At 63.1% G+C, this 3426-nt stretch carries 5 protein-coding genes; 3 read left to right on the forward strand and 2 right to left on the reverse strand.

What is annotated here, in order from left to right; genetic code table 11:
• The 3 genes from ACESL8_RS12250 to ACESL8_RS12260 all read left to right on the forward strand — a co-directional run.
• Positions 1–369, forward strand: a 369-nt coding sequence (locus ACESL8_RS12250) for a hypothetical protein (RefSeq protein ID WP_372919258.1), incomplete at its 5' end; no start/stop codon positions are given.
• Positions 370–425: 56 nt separating this feature from the next.
• Positions 426–1112 carry a hypothetical protein gene (locus ACESL8_RS12255; protein WP_372919260.1) on the forward strand — a complete coding sequence of 229 codons (687 nt, stop codon included), beginning with the start codon at positions 426–428 and terminating at the stop codon, positions 1110–1112.
• Between the two features lie 63 nt (positions 1113–1175).
• Positions 1176–1961, forward strand: a complete 786-nt coding sequence (locus ACESL8_RS12260) for a helix-turn-helix domain-containing protein (protein WP_372919262.1) — start codon at positions 1176–1178, stop codon at positions 1959–1961.
• Positions 1962–2061: 100 nt separating this feature from the next.
• Here ACESL8_RS12260 and ACESL8_RS12265 read toward each other — a convergent pair whose 3' ends face one another.
• Both ACESL8_RS12265 and ACESL8_RS12270 read right to left on the reverse strand, forming a co-directional pair.
• Positions 2062–3018, reverse strand: a complete 957-nt coding sequence (locus tag ACESL8_RS12265) for a zinc-binding dehydrogenase (RefSeq protein ID WP_372919264.1) — start codon at positions 3016–3018, stop codon at positions 2062–2064.
• A gap of 2 nt (positions 3019–3020) precedes the next feature.
• On the reverse strand, positions 3021–3426 hold a 406-nt coding region (locus ACESL8_RS12270), incomplete at its 5' end, for an enoyl-CoA hydratase-related protein (RefSeq protein ID WP_372919266.1).

The following is a 3426-nucleotide window of genomic DNA, read 5'->3' on the forward strand; positions in this document are numbered from 1 at the left end:
GGCCGATTGATCCAAACTCTTTGCGTGTTTGATTTCCTGTTCCCCATCGGCCTTTTTCTTGGGCCACTTGCATTGGCAGTTCTGCTGAGAACAGAGGCTCGACGCAATACCCAAGGTCTGTGGCCACATATCGTGAGCATCCTGTTAATGCCGCCCGCTATGTGGGGCATTTTTAATTGGGTATTGATGCTTGCCGTATTGCTGTTCGGATCGAACATGCGTCCATCAGGGTTTGCTTTCACCGTGTGGGTTGTCGCAACAATAGCAGTCCTCATTGTCGTTGGAGGCTATCTGTGGATCGCGCTGCACCGTCGAAGGAACTATTCCGCGCACAACGCTCGCCCGTTGTTCGCCTCGGCTGCGCCTTAGCGTCGGCCAAGGGGTATTAAATTTCATGAGACTGAAGAATTTCAGGAGTCTTGCAGATGGTTGATACGGTCGACTGGGTCGGAGACGGTGATGATGATGCGTTCTTTCAGGCGATAGAGCAGATCTTCGACATTCGCCTGCGGCGTCATTTGCCATGGCTAAATTTTGGAGACGTGTTCCAACATCTTGTAACGCACGTGAAAGCCAGTGATCGAAGCGGCAATGCCTGTGCCACACAGATGACATTCTATCGCTTACGTCGCGCACTGAAATTTGGTCGGCACGTAAAGCCAGATGCCGCGCTTGCAGAATTGATCGGCGAAAATTTGCGCCACTCATTTGCTGATCTTGAGGGCGATACAGGGCTCAAGATGCCTGCAACCCGCGCAGGATGGTTAGGGATCAGCGGCAATATTTGCTTTGTCGTTGCGTTTGCCGTTCTGGCGTTGACAACACTGCCACCAGCCATTCGCATAGGTCTAGCCGGAATAAGCGGCTATGCCGGGCTGTGGCTACGCCATCTCGATCGGCGGCGATTGCCTGCAGGATGCGAAACGATCGGGGAGCTCGCCACGATGGTGACGGATCAGAACAGCGGAAGGCTGGCACGCGACGGCGCCCGGCTGACCGAAGCTGAAATCTGGAGGATCATCCAACAACTCGCATCGGCGGAGTCGGGCATCGACCCCAACCTGATTGGGCCGGAAACGACGTTCTTCCGGAGCACCGTTCGGGCGGCGTGACATCATCCCCACCCTTACCTCCCACATCATTGCGCGCCGGCGCCAACCTGCCATCATCCCCCCATGGCAACCCGTCCCGACATTTCCGATCCCGGCCCCTTCGGCACCGCGCTCAAGGCAGCGCGCAGCGGCAGGCGGGTCAGCCAGCTCATATTGTCGCTCGATGCCGGCGTGAGTGCGCGGCATTTGTCGTTCCTGGAATCCGGGCGGGCGATGCCGAGCCGGGAGATGGTGCTCACCCTGGCGGAGGCGCTGGCCTTGCCGCTGTCGGCGCGCAATCATCTGCTCAATGCGGCGGGGTTTGCTTCGGCCTATCCGGCATCGCCGTTGGCATCAGATGCGATTGCGCCGTTTCGGGCCATCCTCACCACGATGATGGCAAATCACGCGCCGTTTCCGGCCCTGCTGTGCGATCGGCACTGGAATGTGCTGGAGGCCAGCGCGTCGGCCGCCGCGATGCTCAGCCCGTTGCTGGAAGGGTGGCACGGCCCGCCGAACGTCTTCCGGCTCACCGCCTGCCATCCGCGCGCACCGGAGTTCATCGCCAATTTGCCCGAAGTGTTGCACGAAAGCCTGGAGCGCCTGGCGCTGGAGCAATCACTGGCCGGCGATGATCCGGTGCTGGCCGATCTGATCGCCATCACCCGCACCGCCGCCGCCCGGCACCCCTATCGCACGCGAACACGTTCGCCGGTGTTGCCGGTGGTGTATCGCGGGCCGGCGGGGTTACTGTCGTTCCTCTCCGTCGTGGCGCAGTGCGGCACGTCGGAAGATGTCACCGTGCGCGATTTGCGGCTGGAGCTACTGTTTCCGGCGGATGACGCGACACGGGCGGCGTTTGGGGGGTAACCGGATCAACCCCTCCGCCTCCCCTTGGAGGGGAGGATCAACAAAATCCTCCCCTCCAAGGGGAGGTGGCGGCCATTGGCCGACGGAGGGGTGACGCAAACTAGATCCGGATCACGCACTTCCCGTCAATCAACCCTGCCCCCATCGCCGCAAACGCCGCCCGCGCTTCGCTCAGCGGCAGTTCCAGCCCGATGTGCGGCCGCAGATGCGCCGCCCGCGCGTCGATCTCGCGCATGTGGCGCAGCCCGGCCGCCGGGTCTTGCCGGCCCTGCTCGCCCGCCCGCACGCCGATCAATTCAATCTCCCTCAGCAGCAGGCGGTTCAGCGGCACCGGATCACCGCGCCCGCCGACAAACCCGATGATCGCATAACGCCCGCCGCGGCGCAGGCACCGAACCAGCGGCAGCACCAGCGGGCCGGCAACGGGATCGAAAACCAGATCGATATCCTTCACCGGAATCTGCGGATGGTCGCGGTCCACCAATATGCCCTCGGCCGCGCCGGCGTCGCGCGCCAATTGCAGCCGCGATTCGCTTGATGCTACCGCCACCACATGCGCGCCCAGGTGCGCCGCCAACTGAACCGCCGCGCGCCCCATGCCGCCGCCAGCGCCCGTCACCAATACGCGTTCCCCCGCCTGCAAGCGCCCGCGTTCCGCCAGCCCAACCCAGGCCGTGAGTGCGCCAACGGTGTAGGCGGCAGCCTCTGCCATCGTCAGCCCCGCCGGCACCGGGCGCAGGCCGCGCGCCGACAACGTGATACGCTCCGCCATCAAACCGCTGCGCGCGCCCAGCATAACCGCCTGCCCCGCCAGCGCTTCCGCGCCTTCGCCCGCTGCAATCACCATACCAGTGCCTTCGGTGCCCGGAATGAACGGCAATTCGGGGCGAAACTGATAGCCGCCTTGCAGCATCAGATAATCGGGATAGTTCAGGCTGGCATGGCTCACCGCCACAGTCACCTCGCCCGGCCCCGGCGCGGGCGGTTCGGGCCAATCACCGTGGAAGGCCAGCCCGGCCAGATCGGGCGACAAAGCAGAACAAACAACAGCGCGCATGATTATCCCCGGAACTTCGGCACGCGCCGCGCGGCGAACGCAGCGGCACCTTCGGCAAAATCCTCGCCCGCAAACGCCGCCGCAAACACCGCCAATGTTTCGGCATCGTCCGCGCTCTGGCCATCCAGCACACGCTGAACCAAGCCCTTGATTGCCTTGGTGGAATTTCTTGATGCGGCAACGATCGCAGCCTGGATGCACGATGGCCCGCCGGCCAGCATTTCCACCAACCCGATGCGGTGGGCCTCGTCGGCATCCAGCAGCATGCCCGAAAACAGCATGCGTTTGGCCTGCCCCGGCCCGACCAGATCAACCAGCAGTTTCACATCATGCAGCGGATACACAATACCCAGCTTGGCCGGCGTGATGCCAAAGCGCGCCGAAGCTGTGGCGATGCGCATATCGCAC

Source organism: Sandarakinorhabdus sp. (genome assembly GCF_041689835.1).
Classification (GTDB): domain Bacteria; phylum Pseudomonadota; class Alphaproteobacteria; order Sphingomonadales; family Sphingomonadaceae; genus Sandarakinorhabdus.

Coding starts and splice junctions, on each gene's coding strand:
- ACESL8_RS12255 (WP_372919260.1), top strand. CDS start 426: ATGGTTGATACGGTCGACTGGGTCGGAGACGGTGATGATGATGCGTTC.
- ACESL8_RS12260 (WP_372919262.1), top strand. CDS start 1,176: ATGGCAACCCGTCCCGACATTTCCGATCCCGGCCCCTTCGGCACCGCG.
- ACESL8_RS12265 (WP_372919264.1), bottom strand. CDS start 3,018: ATGCGCGCTGTTGTTTGTTCTGCTTTGTCGCCCGATCTGGCCGGGCTG.